Source organism: Calothrix sp. NIES-2100 (assembly GCF_963875285.1).
Classification (GTDB): domain Bacteria; phylum Cyanobacteriota; class Cyanobacteriia; order Cyanobacteriales; family Nostocaceae; genus Aulosira.
Genome location: NZ_CAWNLA010000001.1, coordinates 6,100,548 through 6,118,643, shown reverse-complemented (window position 1 = coordinate 6,118,643; position 18,096 = coordinate 6,100,548). Strand labels below are relative to the sequence as shown.

General features: G+C 40.8%; 12 protein-coding genes and 1 tRNA gene. 9 read left to right on the top strand and 4 right to left on the bottom strand.

The genetic code is table 11. The features are described from left to right. The first annotated feature begins 7 nt into the window (after positions 1-7). The 4 genes from AACU32_RS24820 (at position 8) to AACU32_RS24805 (ending at position 5,438) form a co-directional block, all read left to right on the top strand. Positions 8-1,420, top strand: coding sequence for an HlyD family secretion protein (locus AACU32_RS24820; RefSeq protein ID WP_096603859.1), 1,413 nt, complete (start codon positions 8-10; stop codon positions 1,418-1,420). A 425-nt stretch (positions 1,421-1,845) separates the two neighbouring features. Then, positions 1,846-2,505: a hypothetical protein gene (locus AACU32_RS24815; RefSeq protein WP_096603857.1), complete on the top strand. Its 660-nt coding sequence runs from the start codon at positions 1,846-1,848 to the stop codon at positions 2,503-2,505. 293 nt (positions 2,506-2,798) lie between these two features. Continuing rightward, a complete protein-coding gene (locus tag AACU32_RS24810; protein WP_096603856.1) occupies positions 2,799-3,473 on the top strand; it encodes a response regulator transcription factor in 675 nt (224 codons plus the stop codon). Between the two features lie 90 nt (positions 3,474-3,563). Beyond that, complete coding sequence (locus AACU32_RS24805; protein ID WP_096603855.1) at positions 3,564-5,438, top strand: CHASE2 domain-containing protein; 1,875 nt, start codon at positions 3,564-3,566, stop codon at positions 5,436-5,438. 1,308 nt (positions 5,439-6,746) lie between these two features. On the opposite strand, the gene AACU32_RS24800 is transcribed toward AACU32_RS24805, so the two are convergent. Further along, positions 6,747-7,811, bottom strand: a complete 1,065-nt coding sequence (locus AACU32_RS24800; protein ID WP_339378247.1) for a potassium channel family protein — start codon at positions 7,809-7,811, stop codon at positions 6,747-6,749. 295 nt (positions 7,812-8,106) lie between these two features. Here AACU32_RS24800 and AACU32_RS24795 point away from each other — a divergent pair, with 295 nt between their 5' ends. From AACU32_RS24795 to AACU32_RS24785, 3 genes are all read left to right on the top strand, one after another. After that, complete coding sequence (locus AACU32_RS24795; RefSeq protein WP_096603853.1) at positions 8,107-9,390, top strand: aspartate aminotransferase family protein; 1,284 nt, start codon at positions 8,107-8,109, stop codon at positions 9,388-9,390. Positions 9,391-9,608: 218 nt separating this feature from the next. Beyond that, positions 9,609-10,316 (top strand): ROK family protein, encoded by a 708-nt coding sequence (locus AACU32_RS24790; protein ID WP_096603852.1) that lies wholly within the window; start codon positions 9,609-9,611, stop codon positions 10,314-10,316. Positions 10,317-10,519: 203 nt separating this feature from the next. Then, on the top strand, positions 10,520-11,533 hold the full coding sequence (locus AACU32_RS24785) for an SDR family oxidoreductase (RefSeq protein ID WP_096603851.1): 1,014 nt from the start codon (positions 10,520-10,522) through the stop codon (positions 11,531-11,533). Between the two features lie 415 nt (positions 11,534-11,948). Here AACU32_RS24785 and AACU32_RS24780 read toward each other — a convergent pair whose 3' ends face one another. Beyond that, a complete protein-coding gene (locus AACU32_RS24780; RefSeq protein WP_096603850.1) occupies positions 11,949-13,007 on the bottom strand; it encodes a restriction endonuclease subunit S in 1,059 nt (352 codons plus the stop codon). A gap of 356 nt (positions 13,008-13,363) precedes the next feature. On the opposite strand from AACU32_RS24780, the gene AACU32_RS24775 reads away from it, so the two are divergent. Further along, positions 13,364-14,671: an NF041680 family putative transposase gene (locus AACU32_RS24775; RefSeq protein ID WP_096597113.1), complete on the top strand. Its 1,308-nt coding sequence runs from the start codon at positions 13,364-13,366 to the stop codon at positions 14,669-14,671. A gap of 418 nt (positions 14,672-15,089) precedes the next feature. Here the strand turns inward: AACU32_RS24775 and AACU32_RS24770 are convergent. Next, positions 15,090-15,163 (bottom strand) — tRNA-Val (locus AACU32_RS24770). A 54-nt stretch (positions 15,164-15,217) separates the two neighbouring features. Continuing rightward, positions 15,218-16,711: a hypothetical protein gene (locus tag AACU32_RS24765; protein ID WP_096603849.1), complete on the bottom strand. Its 1,494-nt coding sequence runs from the start codon at positions 16,709-16,711 to the stop codon at positions 15,218-15,220. Between the two features lie 220 nt (positions 16,712-16,931). Here AACU32_RS24765 and AACU32_RS24760 point away from each other — a divergent pair, with 220 nt between their 5' ends. After that, entirely contained in the window at positions 16,932-17,708 is a 777-nt protein-coding gene (locus AACU32_RS24760) for an SDR family NAD(P)-dependent oxidoreductase (RefSeq protein ID WP_096603848.1), read from the top strand. The last annotated feature ends 388 nt before the right edge of the window (positions 17,709-18,096 follow it).

Genomic DNA, 18,096 nt, shown 5'->3' with positions numbered 1-18,096 from the left:
ATTAAATATGCTCTACACCCATAACCAAAAAATTCTCCCATCAGTTCAAAGTGACGAGTTTCTTCCTCCCGTTAGTGTTTGGACATCCTTAACTGGAATATTTTTGGTTGGGAGTGTTGGTGCTGGGCTGACTCTCTCGTCATGGATTAAATATAATGTCACCGTCAAAGCTCCTGCTAGTGTACGTCCTACAGGAGAAATTCGCTTAGCACAACCGAAAATAGAAGGAACTATTAAACGGATTTTAGTTGCAGAAAATCAGGTTGTAAAGCAGGGAGACGTAATTGCTTATCTTGATGATGAACAAATACAGATTAAAAAGAGTCAACTGCAAGAAAATATTCAACAAAATAAGTTACAAATAATTCAAATTGATGCTCAAATCAGAAGTTTAGATAGCCAAATTGAAGCTGAAGGTAGGGTAAGTCAAGGAACAGTAGCTTCCGCTCAATCAGATTTATTACGTAATCAAAGAGAATATCAAGAACGCCAAATTACTACTCTCAGTGAATTGCAAGCAGCAGAAGCAAACCTACAAAAATCCTATGCGGATTTACAAAAAGCCCAAGCTGATTTAGACTTTGCCAAGTTAGATCGCGATCGCTATCAACAATTGTCAGATATCGGCGCTGTCGGGCGGCGTGAATTTGAGCAGAAAAAACTACTAGTCGATCAGACAACAGCCAATCTTGAGGCGGTAAAAAAAGCTGTAGATATTGCCAAAACTAAAGTTCAATCAGCTAAAGTCGCGGTTAATCCCACTAATGCAACTGTAGAAATAGCCCAAAAACGTATTGCGCAAGAAACTGCTAGAGGCGAAGCCAACATCGCTACTTTGAACAAGGAAAAACAAGCGCTAATTCAACGGCGAGTAGAAATTCAAACCCAACTTATCCAATCACAAACAGACCTCGAGCAGGTTGTCAATCAACTGCAAGATACTGTAATTAGAGCAACTAGCGATGGAATTATTCTCAAGCTTAATTTACGTAATCCCGGTCAAGTTGTGCGTGCTAGTGATGCGATCGCAGAAATTGCTCCTAATAATACTCCTGTAGTTATTAAGGCGATGATTTCCCCTCAGGATATTAAAAATGTGGCAGTTGGTCAAGAAGTACAATTGCGAATTGATGCTTGCCCTTATCCTGATTATGGCACTCTCAAAGGTGTTGTCAAGGCTATTTCTCCTGATGTCATTACATCTCAAAATAATAGTAACGGCTCAGTCACATCTAGTTCTCAAAATCCGGCTATGAGTTACTTTGAAGCGACTATTCAACCAGAAAGCTTTGTATTTGGACATAATAATCATCAGTGTCATATCCAATCAGGTATGGATGCGAAAGCTGATATTATTTCTAAGCAAGAAACCGCCTTACAATTTATGCTGAGAAAGGCTAGATTAATCACTGATTTATAAGTAGCATTTAACGCATTTTTTAAGTGTAACAGTGTAAATAATTAAAGGTTTGTAGTATTCGATCCGCGTCTTGCAGAGAGGAGTCCGAAAATAAGGACTGAATTCCTTACTACGAGATGAATTACCAGATTTTTACATTGCAAAACACATAGTTCGATGCAATTAGCGACTTAGTTAGCAGAATGTTTTTTAGATAAAAAATATATAATTTATGTTTTATTCCCATTTGTTATTTAATCAGCAATTTTTTACAATTAGCATAACGTATGCTGGCAAGTATTTGATTCACTTTAAACAATTTGTAGCAGATAAATATGCTGTTGGCTGCTTAATTTTTTTATCTGGACATAGTAAAATAATTAACATCAAACCTGACTGTGAGACTGCTATTGTGTACGCAAATTATAATTTTCATAGGCATTTTCATGACCATCCTCTGGTTTTTGATGTCTGAATTGAGAATTCGCCAAGCATTACAATGGTGGGCTAATAAGCAATCGCTCAAACGATTCTTAGAAGCTGAAAAAATTCGGGATGATTTATTACAGGAATCTTTTACTATCCGGCGCACTTTAGATATGTTAACAGTGGATAATTTAGATTTATCCGTTAACAAAATTAAAGAATGTGTGGGAAAAATTGATAATTTTCATCAATCTTTAGTGGAATTAAGCGATCGCCTATTTCCCTGGCACCTTGAGTATAGCTTACCGTTAGCCATTGAGTGCTTATTAGAGTCAAGACTGCTCGCCAATTCTCATTTATCTTTGCATATCGATATGCCAGTTATCTGGGAACGTCAGCCAGTGGAACGCAATTTGATGATTTTAAGTATTTTAGATGATTTACTCACAATAGCTTTGCCGGCAGTTTTGACACCCATCTCAATTTCAATTTGCTTAAAACAACGCAGAAATATATGTTATTTAATGGTAAAAATTAATTATCCTGATGTCTCGACAATGGATTTGTGTACTAATCTCCGAGAATTAAAATATTTGTGTGATAGTTTTTACTTTTTAACTTCAGGTAAATGTGTTTATCGTAGTAAACAACTCGGAGTAGCTTGGTATTTTTACTGGTAAATACTGGTAAATAATATATCAACATATTTCCTGATATTTCCCAGAGCATTGCTATTTGATTTGTAAACTTATTCGTAGAGATTCTGAACAAGCAACAGATACTCAGAAACAAGGCGGGTACAGGCATAAGTCATTTTTGAAAAATCACAACTTATTCCTATAAATAACCTGGATGATGAAGATAGGTAAGATATCCTGTCTGTATAACTAATACAGTTATAATATAAGCAGTTTTGTCTACGGTGATAAAAAAACATTTAATACTTACGCAGCCCCAAAGCAGGGTGTTCATTATGAAACAACTTTTAGTAGAGAAGCAATTGCTAAGTATTCTAGTAATTGATGACCATGAATCAGTTCTAGGTGGAACAGTCGATGTGCTGCAAAAAAAATATCCTGGTGCTGAATTCTTCACTGCGATCAATGCTAAGAATGCACTCGATCAGATGATGTCCCAGCCGGATCTTGTGGTGATGGATCTTTCGATTCCAGAACAATCTGGAGTGATAGCACGTCCTGATACAGGTCTACAACTACTGCGGAATCTGATGAAATGTTATCCTAATCTTAACATTGTTGTTCAAAGTGCCCATGTCAGAACTTTGGTGCGGATGAGACCAGAAATTGATGTGCATAAAGGAGGCTTTACAGTTGCAGATAAAAGCCTATCTACCCAGGAAATGTTAACTAGAGTTGATTGGGCTTTACAGGGTTTAACTCATACCAAAGACATCAAAGGTATTCATTCTGGATTAGAGGTAAAACCCGAGTGGCTAACAGTGCTGACTTTAGCATTTGAAGAAGGATTACAAGATAAGACAATTGCTGAAAAAATGTCTATATCTGAACGGATGGTGCGTCATTACTGGAGTAAACTACAAGACGCTTTAGATATTTACCCGGAAGATGGGAAAAATATCCGCATTCAAACGGAAATGAAGGCTAGGTACGAAGGACTAATTGATTAATTTTCACTTGTTATTAATCATTAAACTTGGTTATTTATTGATTAATTACCAGTGATTTTAATAGAAAACTAAAGACTAGCAAACCCGCTTATGCTACCTAGACTTTGGAAAAAAATTGCCGCAGAAATTGCTATTTGGCGTGTCGGTTTCCTACCAGGAATGGTAATGCTTTGTGTGGTGATGATTGCACGTCTGGCTGGTTCAATGCAATCTTTAGAATGGTTAGTTTTTGATAGTTTTCTGCGTCTGCGGTGGGCTGAACCACAAGATGAACGAATTCTGATTGTGGGAATTCAGGAAGATGATATTCGTCGTGTCGGTTATCCCATACCAGATGGTGAAATGGCGCTACTGCTGAATACTTTACAAACTTACAATCCTAGAGTTATTGGTCTTGATATTGTTAGAGATATACCAGTTAAACCTGGTCATTTTCAACTAGTAAACATATTTAAGAATAGCAAAAATTTAATTGGCATAGACAAAGTATTACCAGATACAATTGATCCACCACCAGACTTACCCCATGAACAAGTTGGTTTTGTCGATCAAATCCCCGATGCTGATGGGAAATTGAGACGCAGTTTACTAGGAACAGCGACACCTCAAGGATACGAATTTGCTTTGTCTGTCAAGTTGGCAGAAATTTATTTAGCCGATCAAGGGATTAAATTAGAACGCGATCGCCATACTATCAAATTTGGTAATACTCAACTACCGCGCGTCTTCAGGAACTCTGGGGGATATGTGCGAACAGATACAGGCGGGTTGCAAGTGTTACTGAATTTTCGCAGTGGTTCAGAACGATTTAGAATGATTAGTCTCAGCGATATTAAAGCCGGGAAATTTCAGCCTGAGTGGATACGCGATCGCATCGTGATTATTGGGATGACTGCTCCTAGTACTAAAGACTTTACCACTACTTCCGCTATTCCATCAGCCCAATTTGCACCCCCAGGCCAAGTTTATGGAGTAGAAATTCATGCTCATGCTGTTAGTCAAATTATTAGTGCAGTTCTAAATTCTCGTCCACTTTTAAATACTTGGGGTGAGCAATGGGAATATATCTGGATTATCGCTTGGGGTTTTTTAGGAATTGCTAACGCGAGGCTGACTAAATCTCCTTTGATAAATTTGCTAGCTATTAATATTACTAACTTGCTTCTCATAATAGTTAGTTATTTATTCATAATTTGGGGTTGGTGGATTCCCATCACACCAGCAATAATCGTTTACAATTTAAATTCTCTAGGACTCATAGCTTTATATCAATATGAACAAGCTTTGCGTGCGGGAATTAATGCTCGCCAAGCCGTGATTGAACGTACCTTTGAGACAATTCACAATGGACCTCTACAAACTCTGGCTAAAGTTTTAAAACTGGTGAGAGATCGGGAATTAGCCACAGACGAATTGCTACCAGAAATTCACAGAGAACTGGAAAAATTGAATCACGATATCCGGGGAATTCATGAATTTTTGCAACGAGAACCGATAAATCAAGATAATAGTTTATATCTAGGTCAAGGATTAGTAATTAACTTACAAGACCCTATACATGAAATTCTCTATCAAGTTTACAGCTATACCTTAGAGCGAGACCTTCCCTGTTTTAGAAACCTGAAAGTCAAAATCCGTACATTTGACCCTATAGATGATCGGTACTTGAGTATTGAACAAAAACGAGGCCTATGTCGGTTTCTAGAAGAAGCCTTATGTAATGTTGGCAAACATGCAATTGGAGTCACCCGTCTGCAAGTTACCTGCTCTTCATTGAAAGGTTGGTACACTCTGAGTATTGTAGATGATGGATTGCCAATCGATTCATATAAAGAAGGCAGAGGAACACAACAATTGAAAAATTTAGCTCGAGAATTCAAAGGTCAATTTCGACGGGTGTCCGTGGCTCCAAGGGGAACTCTTTGTGAGCTATCTTGTCCGATCGCCAAATTTTGGTTACATTAATTAATCAAAAATTTATACCTGATGATAGATGTCAGGCAAAAATTAAGCGGCGTATATATATACATGTTATGATTTAAACATAAATCGATTTTATGGGGTTTAGCGCTTTATTTAGCTAGATAGATTCAGCTACTGACCCACACTTATCTATAATGTGGAGTCAAACAATTTTATATTTTTGATGACCGGATTTTAAATTGAATCCATTCATTCATGTTGGATTGGTTATTTGCGATTTTAAATTGTGAAGAATATCATCCGAAATCTAAAATTCGGTAATTTTAGGTGCTTGAATTTGTTCCACAAATAAATTTAGTTGTTCTCAGATATTTTGAGATTTTAAATATCTAAAATTTGCTAAATAAGCTTCGGTTAAGAAAAGTTCTGTGTTGAGGTGGGATGGGGTAGCACCATCTTTCTTCTTGATACTTTAAGGCTACTATTTTCATGCAGTTTAAAATCTGTGTGTTTTTCTACATGCCCTGATTACAAATACAGGGGGGTTTCAACTAACCGTTGGAATTGATAATTGTCGGGTGCAATACCACACGTAAGTAAATACAGTTCAGATCTCCTACATTCACCGATCAATAGTGCTGATACCAATTTTTTATGAAGCTGCATAGAATTCGATCCCCCCTAGCCCCCCTTAATAAGGGGGGAACTGGAAAAACAGCTATTAAAGTCCCCCTTGGAAAGGGGGATTTAGGGGGAGCGAGATATGTGCAACTTCCCATTGAATTGGTATGAGGGGATATTGCAGTTATGAATATTGTTAACTGAATTGTATTCATACATAATTTGTCAATATTTTGCCCGTCTGATAAAAGAGGCAGGAGAATTATGTTTTACATAAAGTGCGTTTTGCACACATTTTTTAATATGCAGCTTTTGACAACTTTTTTTTTGAGCCTAATATTAGGCTTAACTCTGGCTACACTATCTGCATACCAATCACCGCCAGATCAACAACCCCCTAGTGGTTATTCAGACTCATCAGGTGTGAGATAAGTAGGCTGACAGAATTAATTACACAATGTCATTGCGAATGGAGCGTCAGCGGAATGAAGCAATCACAGGGGTTGGGATTGCTTCACTTCGTTCGCAATGACTGTAAACATTTTTGTCCGGCTACTTAAGGCATTTGGGGATGGGGGAGTGTGGGGAGTGTGGGGAGTGTGGGGACAAGGAGAACAAGGAGAGAAGTCTGAGCGCCGGCGTCCGGCGATCAGAACTTCTCCCAAGGGGAGACGCTGCGCGAACGGAGGGACAAGGGAGATAAATGACAACTGACAACTGACCAATAGATTAGCTTTTTTTCGGTTTACGCAATTTTTGGGAAACGATGGGGCCGAGAACTTGGTTAAGGCTACGCAATTGTTCCGCTGTACCCATGCAGATTAGGGTATCTCCTGGCATTAATACAGTGTCACCAGTTGGGCCGCCAATTAAGTTACCATCGGTGCGACGAATTGCTAGAACTAACGCCCCTGTTTGCGATCGCAATTTGGCTTTTTGTAGGCTTTGTCCCACAAAAGGACAAAAAGCTGCTTCTAGAAGAAATTCTTCCATGTACAATTGGCGGTCTGAACCGGAAAGGATACCATCAACAAAATCCAAGATTTGCGGTCTAAGGGCTGCTGCTGCCATGCGCTTACCACCGGTAATATAAGGAGAAATGACAGCATCTGCGCCACCGCGTTGTAATTTTTGTAAAGCTTCTTCTGTACTGGCTCTGGCGATCGCTCTAATTCCTGGATTCAGTGTTTTTGCTGATAAAACTGTATATAAATTTTCTGCGTCAGATGGCAGTGCCGCGACAATACAAATCGCCCGCTCTATACCTACTCTCAAAAGCGATTCATCTAGTGTGGCATCACCTTGGTATACTATATAACCTTCAACTTGCGCTCTTTGCACAGATTCCAGCTCGGAATCAATCACGACGAAAGATACACCTTCTGCCCGAAATTCTTTAGCTATTTGGCGTCCCGTCCGACTAAATCCACAAATAATGTAATGTCCTGATAAGGATTCCATTAAACGCCTCTGTTGCCTGAGTCGAATTCCTTCTTGAAAGTAGCCTTCAATTACTGCTTGTGTAAATCTATTGACAATGTAACCGATATTGATTACACCCATCAAAATTAAGGCAATGGTAAATAATCTGCCGCGACTGCCGAGGGGATGTGTCTCGCCATATCCCACAGTAGCCAAGGTAATTACCGTCATGTAAGCGGCATCTTCCCATGACCAACCCTCCACCAGACAGTACCATAAAGTCCCAAGCAAGAAAACAAAGCCGAGAGCGATCGCCCCTGCCATCAACTCCTTTTGGATACGTTGATATTTTTGCTCAGGCATTAAATACACAATTGTTTCACCTCTGCGACTGGGAATAAAAATAATATTTGCAGGTTAATTGTCAAAAAACCTGGGAATTACCCACTTTACAAATTTATTATCTTGTGCATTCACAAAAAAAACATCGTCTAAAAAGTGTCGAAAAATCAAGGTTAAATGGCTGAAATCTATACTTCATATTTGGGTGTTCTTGTCAATATTTCAGTCCGAAAATGTTAGTTGCAGAAAATAGTCGAAATTTTTGAGAAATTTCTACGACACTAGTAGATAACTATACGATCAAATATTTTCTAAAGGAGCGGTAGTGAGCAGACAAACTTTAGTTGAAGCAGCCACCAACCCCCCGCAGTCAGATTCTTTAGCATCTAGCCCCTTTGATGCCAACAGCTTCGATGAAGCGGTGATGTCTACCTATGCCCGGTTTCCCCTAGCCTTAGAACGGGGCGCAGGATGCCGGGTTTGGGATACAGATGGGCGGGAATATCTGGACTTTGTGGCGGGAATTGCCACTTGTACCTTGGGACATGCCCACCCAGCGATGGTAGAAGCAGTCACACGCCAAATCCAAAAGCTGCATCATGTCTCTAATTTGTACTACATTCGCGAACAGGGTGAATTGGCAAAATGGCTGATTCAACATTCCTGTGCCGATCGCGTCTTTTTCTGTAACTCGGGTGCGGAAGCTAACGAAGCAGCAATTAAACTAGCGCGGAAATACGCCCATACTGTCTTAGAAATTGAACGACCAATTATTTTAACTGCCAATGCTAGTTTTCACGGGCGGACTTTAGCAACAATTACCGCTACTGGGCAACCAAAGTATCAAAAATACTTTGATCCCTTGGTTCCGGGGTTTCATTATGTGCCTTACAACGATATTGGGGCAGTAGAAGCGGCGATTAGCGAACTAGATGAAGGCGATTATCGGGTAGCAGCAATATTATTAGAACCTTTACAAGGAGAAGGCGGGGTGCGTCCAGGCGATCGCGCCTACTTCCAAAAACTGCGGCAAATTTGTGATGAAACTGGCGTTTTGCTGATTTTCGACGAAGTGCAAGTGGGGATGGGACGTAGCGGTAAGTTATGGGGTTACGAAAATCTCGGCGTTGAACCGGATATTTTCACCAGTGCTAAAGGACTGGGTGGTGGTATCCCTATCGGTGCCATGATGAGTAAGAAATTCTGTGATGTCTTCCAACCCGGAGAACACGCCAGCACCTTTGGTGGTAATCCCTTTGCTTGTGGAGTAGCCCTGAGTGTTTGTCAGACATTAGAAACAGAAAATATCTTGCAGAATGTCCAACAGCGAGGTGAACAACTGCGCGAGGGACTAAGAGCGATCGCGTCCAAACATCCTCATCTCATCGCCGATGTGCGGGGATGGGGTTTAATCAACGGACTCGAATTGCAAGCCGATATCCAGCTAACCGCCGCTGATATCGTTAAAGTTGCGATCGCCGAAGGTGTATTACTTGTACCCGCAGGGCCAAAAGTCCTCCGGTTTGTACCACCACTAATTGTCACAGAAGCAGAAGTTAATACAGCCTTGCAAGCCGTCGAAAAAGCATTAGCGACTCTCGCAGTTTAGGGCATTGGGCATTGGGCATGGGGCATTGGGCATGGGGCATTGAGAATTATTTATTTCTCCGCGTCACCGCGTCTCCCAGTCTTATTGTCCCTCCTACCTTGCCCCTCTACCCCCCTACCCCTCATGGCATTTGTGAAAACTATCCAAACATCTCTACCCGAAGGAGAGACAGCGGAGCATAATAACCAAGTAGCACAAATTAGCCAGGAGAAAAAGCAATGGTAGAAGATAATGGCTCAATTCGCACTCTATCAGTTGATATTGGTGGTAGCGGGGTCAAAGCTTTGGTATTAGATATTACAGGTCAACCTGTAACGGAAAGGGCACGGTTAGAGACACCCCAACCGGCGAAACCAGAAACGGTGATTAATGCGATCGCAGTTTTAGCAGCCGGTCAAGGTGAATTTCATCGTGTTTCCGTTGGTTTTCCTGGTGTCGTGCGGTATGGAGTGACGGAAACGGCGGTAAATTTAGATCGGGATTGGATTGGTTTTGATTTACAAACAGCCTTATCAAAACAGTTAAACAAACCTGTACGAGTAATAAATGATGCAGATATGCAAGGGCTGGGAGCGATCGCCGGCAAAGGTTTGGAATTAGTGATCACCTTGGGTACAGGATTTGGTTCGGCTTTATTTATCGATGGTAAACTAGTCCCGAATATGGAAATGGGTCATCATCAGTTTCGCAAAGGTGAGACTTACGAAGAACAGCTAGGGCGGGCGGCTTTAGAAAAAATTGGTGATAAAAAATGGAATCGGCGCTTATCCAAGGCGATCGCATCTTTACAACATCTATTCAATTATGATTGCCTTTACATCGGCGGCGGTGAAGCTGTCCGCGTAAATCTTCAGCTACCCTTAAATGTGAAACTCATTCCTAATATTACTGGTTTATTAGGCGGCATCGCTTTGTGGCGAAATTAGTCATTAGTCATTAGTCATTAGTCATTTGTCATTGGTCATTTGTCTACCTTGTCCCCCTTGTCCCCCTTGTCCCCTCATACCCCCTGCCCTCCTGCCCCCTGCCCCCTTCCCCCCTTCCCCCAATCCGGCGTAAGTCTAGCGAGAGATGTACTAAGCACAAATCGCGCCTATTCATGGAAGGGAAGCATTAAGAATAATTAACCATGCAATTAAAACCAATTGGTCAGCAGGTGGTAGCTATCGTTGGGGCTTCCAGTGGAATTGGGCGTGATACAGCCGTGAAGTTTGCCGAACGAGGTGCTAAGGTGGTAGTTGCTGCTCGTAGCGAATCGGGACTGATGTCTTTGGTGGATGAGATTCGTAATTTGGGCGGTGAAGCGATTTATGTGATTGCAGACGTGAGTGATTTTCAGCAAGTAAAGGCGATCGCCGATCAAACTGTAGCAGAATATGGACGCATCGATACTTGGGTTCATGCTGCGGCTACAGGTATGATTGCTCCTTTTGAGAAAATTACACCAGAAGAGTTTGCCAGAGTTGTTGATGTTACCTTGATGGGACAGGTATATGGGGCAATGGCAGCTCTACCTTATCTCAAACAAGTGGGACGGGGCGCATTAATTCATATTTCTTCAATGGAAGGTAGGCGGAGTATACCTTTACAAAGCCCCTATTCTGCTGCTAAACACGGTTTAGAAGGGTTCCTCGATGCTTTACGTGTGGAATTAGAATACGAAAAATGGCCTATCAGTGTGACATCTATCTTACCTGCGACAATCAACACACCTTTCTACAATAAAGTTGGCTCTAAATTGGGGGTGAAACCTACAGGAGTACCGCCATATTATCAACCGAGTTTGGTTAGTGATGCCATTCTCTACGCGGCTGAACATCCCACCCGTGATTTTGTGGTTGGGGATGTGGGCAAAATCTTAGATTTACTGCAACGGGTTTCTCCATCCTTAGCTGATTCTCTGTTATTAGCGATCGCTTTTCAAGGACAGCGTACTAATGAACCAAAATCAGCAGATGCGCCCAACAATGTTTTTGCGCCAATTGAAGGCTATGACAAAGTTGAGGGAGATTTTAGAAATTTGTCTATACCCAGTTTCTTAGAAAATTTGGATAAAAATCCGCCATTGAAATGGGGCGCTTTAGCTGTTGCAGCATTGGGTATTGCTACAGCTTTAGGTATCTGGGGTAAAAATGAAATTTAAAATAATACCAATTTGAAAAAAGAATGCGACAGATGGTAGGGGCACGGCAGTGCCGTGCCCTCTAGAATAAATTGATGTGTCGCAAACATTATTTGAATTGGTATTATTTTTGATTAGTGCTATATAGCATTAATTTTGCGCAGTTTGTAGTCAGGATTTTACCCACATTTCTCACAAGCAGTAGGGGCGGGTTCACAGATTACGATCTCCTAAACCCCCACCTAGGAAATCTTAGCTTGATCATTTTTTATTAAAAAAGCGATCGCATTTTGATGGGTAGAAAATAGTCGGGATATTACGCTAAAGGACTTCCAAATAAAAAAATATTCCAATTATTAACTTACCAAACCCGCAACTCGTAGGGGCGGGGTCACCCCGCCCCTACAATTTGGCATAATTTATTTTTTGGAGTTCCCTAACTTGCTAACACCTGCTTTGCTGCGACTTCCATCAGCTTCCCGCTGCTGTCTCGCCCTTGTTTCAATTTGGTTTCTAGGATATCGCACAGGGACATCAGGCGATCGCACTTCTCTACAATCCGTTTTTGTTCAGCAAGTGGTGGTAAAGGAACTACTAAGGAAAGAAGATGATTAGTGTGCATAGATGGTATGTGCGCCCTCCCAGAAGCTTTTAGTAATTCACCTTTAACGAAATCACTACCAATTAATTTTTCAATGTAATCTCTATTCATGGGAGGGATTTCAGTTACTTTACAAATAGCTACATTAAATGCTCCTTCTACATTCCGTGAAAGCTTACCAATATGTCGGTAAGCAGCCATAGCAATTTCACCTTTATATACATACTTAAGCTGCTTGGCAATTGGGACATATACAGCCTCTTTATCAGTTTTGAAGTCCGTAATTTGAATAAAACGAACATATCCTTCTCTTGGCTCTCGTATGAACTCATGCTTTGGGGGATTATGTCCTCGATAACAATCAATAACTTCACCAAATCTACACCATATCCATCCACTAGGTAATTTAATCAGTTCGTTGTATTTATCGATTTGTGATAGGAGTTTAGACTGATGTATTTTACCTTCATTATCTAGTTTTGCTCTCTCATCTCTAATTTTTTGTAGCAAAATAGAAGCTGGTTCATCATTTGGATCTTGACGCACAAGTTTACCCTGCACTGCCAATTGCAAAATCGCCTGACGCAGTTTAGGAATAGTTTCAGGAATGCTGTATAGTAAGTCAAAATTATTGCAAATGCGCTGCCAGTGTTGGCGGAAGTCGTCGGGATTTTGGGATGAGAGGAGTTGAGCGATCGCACTCTCATTCATCCTCAAAATGCTCTCTTGCCTTTGCTGCTGGCGTTTTTCGATTTCGTCGCAGGTTGAGAGGAGGCGATCGCACTTTTCTACAATGCGTTTTTGTTCTTCTAGAGGTGCTAGTGGAAAAACCATATTATTGACAACCCCTGCATTAATATTTGGTGCTTTTCTCAAACTAGCAGCAAAATTCATCCACAAAGGTCTAATTAATTTGATATATAAGTGTAAATATTTAGCTGGAGTTTAGACTAAAAGCGATATGAGAGAACGCAAACCAAATGGAATTAGAGGTTAAAAATATTATCTTGTCAGTCTCAAAGCATCGGCGACCTTGAACAATTTTTGTGTAGTATGCTTGCCGAGAAAATAATACAATAATGATAATCATGAAAATGGTGGGAGAGAAACGAGCGACGCTCGTTTCTCTCCCACCCCCCTTATTCGATTATCATTATCAGATAATGAGCAACAAAAAGGGGTGTCTGATTGAATACAGTCCCCCTTTTGGTAGAAGGTGAGAAAAGAACTACCATTACTCACCTGCCAACATGAAAAATGCCAGACTTGAAGAGTTTCGTCAAGTAGCTTACAAATATTTAGGTAGAGCCAAAGATGCGACCTTTGAATTAACAGATGCGATATTGCTAACCCGCAATGTTTATTCCTTAGCAGATTTATCCTTATCACCAGTATTTAGACGCAAGTGGCCAAGCATCTATGAAGCCTTACAAGATAGCAGACCACAGAGACAGAAATTGATGCAGCTATATATCAAACATATCCCAGCAGAGGAACGACCATTGTTAGCAGGAGATCATACAAACTGGTCACGCCCAGATGCAGTAACGTTACAAGAGAGGACTTATGAGCATAGTGGCGCATCCATAGCAGGAAATAAACCGATTACCATTGGTCAAGGATATAGCACAATTGCCTGGATACCTGAAAAATCAGGTAGTTGGGCACTACCTTTGAGACATGAACGGATCACAAGTGGGGAAAGTCCAATCTCAAAAGCGATTTGGCAACTAAAACAGGTGTGTAAATATTTACCTGTTAGACCGATTTCAGTTTGGGATAGTGAATATGGGTGTGCGCCTTTTGTCTTAAAAACTGCCAGTATTCCCGCAGATATTTTGGTACGATTGCGCTCAAATCTTTGTTTATGGGGTCAGCCTGAAGCTTATTCGGGTAAGGGACGTCCCAAGAAACACGGGTCTAAATTCAAACTTAATGAACCCACAACATGGAGTGATGCAGAATCTGTTTTAGAATTGGATGATCCGAAACTACAACGGGTAAGGATTAGCCTTTGGAAGAATTTACATTTCCGTAAGGCGGCGGCGCGTCCGATGTTACTCATCAGGGTTGAACGTCTCGACACACAAGGCAATGAACGAGTGTCCAAACCTTTGTGGTTAGCTTGGGTTGGAGAAGAAATGCCACCACTAGAGGAAGTTTGGTGTCTTTACTTGCGTCGCTTTACCATTGACCATTGGTATCGCTTTTTAAAGCAACGTCTACATTGGACAGTGCCACAGTTGAGCACTCCCAAGCAAAGTGAAAGATGGAGTGACCTCATGCCTGTGATGACTTGGGAATTGTGGTTAGCCCGTGATATCGTGACTGACAATCCTCTACCTTGGCAGAAGTCTCAGGGGAATTTGACCCCTGGAAGAGTTGCTCAAGCTATGGGTGGAGTTTTCGCCACCATTGGTACTCCAGCCCTTCCACCCAAACCTCGCGGAAAGTCCCCTGGTTGGGAACCCGGAAAAAAGCGTCACCGTAAAAACCGATGCCCGATTGTTAAAAAAACCGTAACACGACCACGTAAAGAGCCATCAGTTGCGGTTTAATACTAAAGATTATTCATAATTTCGCTAAGTCTGTGATTAACTCAGCCCTGCTGGGTCGTTTTGCATAGCTTAGTCTAAACTCCAGTTAACAGCAGGCGCAGTATAATTCTAGACTTAATTTTTATCTGCTGTTAAGTATGAAACTAGTATTTTGCTATTAAGCAACCACCCAAGCTAATATATTCATAATCATTGGCTTTGAAAAATACAGCTAGTAAGTAGGTCAACATTGAAAAACGTAAAATAGAGTCTATGCGATTACTTCTCTACGAGACGCTACGCGAACGCTACACTCCGTTCCGCTCGTAATGACATTTTAAGTTTAATTATGTTGAGTTACTTATCTGGCAACGACAGCAATTAGTCACAACGACACTAAGCTGTCACCGCGATAACAAATAATCTCTCACTGTACAAATGGACGTAACTGGATTCGAACCAGTGACCTCTACGATGTCAACGTAGCGCTCTAACCAACTGAGCTATACGTCCTTAACCCACGATTAGCAATATTAGCATACCTATTTACGATAAGCAAGCATTTTACTATCGCAGTCTTTTCTGCGCAGATATTAGCAGTTTTTGCGCTTCGGCGTAGGCAGTAGTCCCGGCTTTGATAGTTTTGAGCCGATTAATAACGCCTTGGATTTTACCTTTTAGCTGCTGAGGATCGGCCGGAGGAGAAGCAATCAAACTTTGGATTTGCTCATTCGCCGCTTCCAGAGAAGCTTGTGCTTCACTTTCGGCTTTCCGTCGAGTTTCGATAATGCCTAAATTAGTTTGATACTCAGCTAGTAATTTTTGTGCGGCGACATAGCCCGGTTCTTCAACGCGAATGTTTTCTAGCTGATCGATTGACTTGCGCCATAATTTTTCAATTTGCTCCCATTTCACTACAGGATGGGGTGGATTTTGTGATGCTTTGGCGGCGGCTATAGCAAATTGCTTTGCTGCTTCTATATATGTATCGCTACGCGGATCGACCACTGTTTTCAGTTTTACTTGATAACCCGCTAGTAATCTTTGTGCTTCTAAATAGCGAGGATTTTCTGTGGGGATTTGGTTGAGGCGCTTAATCGCCTGTTCCCAGAGTTCTGATGCGGCTTTGGGTTGTGTAGCTTGAATTTTTTCGGCTTCTAAATCAAATTCTTGTGCAGCTGCAATAAATGTACCGATACGTGCATTATCAAAATCTCGTTGATAAGCTTTGAGTTTAGCTTGTGCAGTTTCGCCAGCAAATGTGGAGTCGGGGATTTGTTCTAATTGATCTATAGCTGCTTGCCAAGATGCGATCGCTAATTCTTTATCCTTAATACTGATAGCTTGTTCATACTGCTGGCGTGCTACATTTAGCAGCTGTTCTCCTTTAACCAGGGGTGTCAAAGCATTCTTATCTTGGAAAGCTACAGCCTCTATCCGCGCCACTCGCTGACGCGCTGTTTCAAACTCATCTACAGTAAACTTCCAAGTGCAACCAAAAAAATTACAATAAGCCTGTGGATAGTAGCCTAAAAACCAAACTGGCAAATTATCCAGATTTTTTTGCGCCTCTTTAGCTTTCTGGGAACCTTGCTCAATATCAGCAGGACTGGTAGCTTGATTAATTAACTGATCTGCTTGCTCGAGATTTTTAATTGCCTCACGATAGTGATGATCCATATTGATATAGCTAGGCAACAATAAGATAGGAACAGTTTTAGCAACAGGCCAGCGAATCATCGGATAAGGCAAATTTATTACCCATAGCATCCCTGCTGAACCGCCTAAAAGTATAGTTGCCCATTTTATTTTGCTAAAAATACCAGGCGGCTTATTAGCTTTTGCAGCTTGTTTCAGTACCTTCTCGCTAAATTGTGGATATATATCGATAACGCTATCCCGCAATTCATCTAACTTAGCCGGAGAACCTTTTTCTAAGCATAGTTGTTCTAATCGCTTAATCACTATCTCCTGTTCAATTTTGCTTACCTGATCCTTACCACTACATTTTTGAACTTCCCCAAGCAAAATTTGCAAGGCTCTTTTATTTAACCGATACATAGACCTAAGATGTAACTTATAATCCTAGTATTCCCACATGGCGCTCAAAAATTACTAGTCCATAGTCCATAGTCAAAGGACTAATAGATATAAACTCTTAACTAATGACCAATGACTAATGACCATTGACCAATTTGGCATATAACTCTAGATGGTTAAAAATATTAATTACCATTGTTAATATCTATAAGCCAATCTAATTTTTATTAAAATACCCAGAATGTCAACTGCTTTAATTACAGGTGCCTCTAGTGGTATTGGTAAAGCCTTTGCCCAACAACTAGCAGCACGCAATACAAATCTTGTTTTAGTTGCGCGTTCACAAGAAAAACTGTATCAACTAACAAAAGAACTACAAGAAAATTTCCATATTGACATAGAAATTATAGTTAAAGACCTGACAGAACCTCATGCGGCTCAAACTGTTTTTGATACTATCCAAGCCAAGGGATTAACTATTGATTTATTAATTAATAATGCAGGGTTTGGTGATTATGGAGATTTTGCTAGTTCTGATGGAGACAAGCAAGTCAAGATAGTGCAATTAAATATTTTGGCTTTAGTAGATTTAACTCACAAATTTTTACCTTTAATGCGGCAACGTCAATCGGGAAGCATTATAAATGTGTCTTCAATTACCGCATTTCAACCGATGCCATATCTTTCTGTTTATGCTGCCAGCAAAGCTTTTATTGTCAGCTTTAGTCAGGCATTATGGGCAGAAAATCGTGCCTATGGTATTCGTGTTCTCGTTACCTGTCCAGGCCCCATAGAAACTAACTTTTTTACTCAAGCTAATTTTCCTCCAAGTTTGGCAGGAAGCACAGAGCAAATGTTTACTAGTGAAGAAGTGGTACAACAATCGCTGAAAGCTTTGGATAATTGGCAGCCAGCCGTTGTCATTGGCGATGTGAAAACTCAAATTAGAACTATATTAGCCAGAATAGTTCCACGAAAAATTTTGTTGAATATGTTAGCCAGAAGTTTTAAATCGTAATTCGTAATTCGTCATTTGTCATTTGTCATTTGTCATTTGTCAGTATACAAAATTGCAATCTAAATTGTAATACTGAAACCCGGTAGGGGCAGAGTCTCCCCCATACGTGTCAACTTAACATGAAACCCTTGCCAAAGCTTGATTTTGAATTAAATCGCTTAACATCAAGATCCGCGTTACCCCACCCCAGTTTTGTCTAAAGCCAAAACGTCCCCTCAGAGTTTACGGGGAGGGGATTAAGGGGTGGGGTGAAAGACTTGTGGGATAAGCGTTTTAACTTAAGTTGACACCAATGAGTCTCCCCGCCCCCACTTCTCTGGAAATTACATCACCGAACGCGGATTAGTATCAGGATTTGCGTCAAATCCATAAAAAATAATTACGAATG

Bases quoted from the DNA above. Each gene is read 5' to 3' on its own strand.
- AACU32_RS24820 (WP_096603859.1), top strand. From the start codon at position 8: ATGCTCTACACCCATAACCAAAAAATTCTCCCATCAGTTCAAAGTGAC.
- AACU32_RS24815 (WP_096603857.1), top strand. From the start codon at position 1,846: ATGACCATCCTCTGGTTTTTGATGTCTGAATTGAGAATTCGCCAAGCA.
- AACU32_RS24810 (WP_096603856.1), top strand. From the start codon at position 2,799: ATGAAACAACTTTTAGTAGAGAAGCAATTGCTAAGTATTCTAGTAATT.
- AACU32_RS24805 (WP_096603855.1), top strand. From the start codon at position 3,564: ATGCTACCTAGACTTTGGAAAAAAATTGCCGCAGAAATTGCTATTTGG.
- AACU32_RS24790 (WP_096603852.1), top strand. From the start codon at position 9,609: ATGGTAGAAGATAATGGCTCAATTCGCACTCTATCAGTTGATATTGGT.
- AACU32_RS24785 (WP_096603851.1), top strand. From the start codon at position 10,520: ATGCAATTAAAACCAATTGGTCAGCAGGTGGTAGCTATCGTTGGGGCT.
- AACU32_RS24780 (WP_096603850.1), bottom strand. From the start codon at position 13,007: ATGAATTTTGCTGCTAGTTTGAGAAAAGCACCAAATATTAATGCAGGG.
- AACU32_RS24775 (WP_096597113.1), top strand. From the start codon at position 13,364: ATGAAAAATGCCAGACTTGAAGAGTTTCGTCAAGTAGCTTACAAATAT.
- AACU32_RS24765 (WP_096603849.1), bottom strand. From the start codon at position 16,711: ATGTATCGGTTAAATAAAAGAGCCTTGCAAATTTTGCTTGGGGAAGTT.
- AACU32_RS24760 (WP_096603848.1), top strand. From the start codon at position 16,932: ATGTCAACTGCTTTAATTACAGGTGCCTCTAGTGGTATTGGTAAAGCC.